Here is a 638-nt window from a genome sequence, read left to right on the forward strand (position 1 = left end):
ATTCCGACCCTTGGGCGCTACCCACAGCTTGACCGGGTTCGCATGCCGCATGACATGCGCAACCTTTCGGTGGAGCAGCTGAAGCAGCTGGCGGAAGAACTGCGGTCCGAGACGATCGATGCCGTATCTACCACCGGCGGCCACCTTGGCGCGTCGCTGGGCGTGGTCGAACTGACGGTGGCGCTGCATGCCGTGTTCGACACGCCCGATGACCGGGTGATCTGGGATGTCGGCCACCAGGCCTATCCGCACAAGATCCTGACCGGACGGCGCGAGCGCATCCGCACCCTGCGCCAGCCGGGCGGCCTGTCGGGCTTCACCCGGCGCAGCGAGAGCGAATATGACCCGTTCGGGGCGGCGCATTCCTCGACCTCCATTTCCGCCGGTCTCGGCATGGCCGTCGCCCACCACCTGCGCGCGGAGGAAGACCCCTCCTACCGCGAGCGAAACGTGATCGCGGTGATCGGCGATGGCTCGATCTCGGCGGGCATGGCGTACGAAGCCATGAACAACGCGTCGCATTGCGGCCCGGGCGCCGAGCGCCTGATCGTGGTGCTGAACGATAACGAGATGTCCATCGCGCCGCCGGTCGGCGCGATGTCGAACTACCTCTCGCGCCTCATGTCGTCGCGCAAGTT

At 66.6% G+C, this 638-nt stretch carries 1 protein-coding gene; it reads left to right on the forward strand.

Annotated elements, in window-relative coordinates; all coding sequences use genetic code 11:
* On the forward strand, window positions 1-638 hold a 638-nt coding region (locus tag CFR80_RS18670; protein WP_309146448.1), incomplete at both ends, for a 1-deoxy-D-xylulose-5-phosphate synthase N-terminal domain-containing protein.

The sequence above is a fragment of the Komagataeibacter oboediens genome (assembly GCF_003207815.1).
Classification (GTDB): Bacteria; Pseudomonadota; Alphaproteobacteria; order Acetobacterales; family Acetobacteraceae; genus Komagataeibacter; species Komagataeibacter oboediens.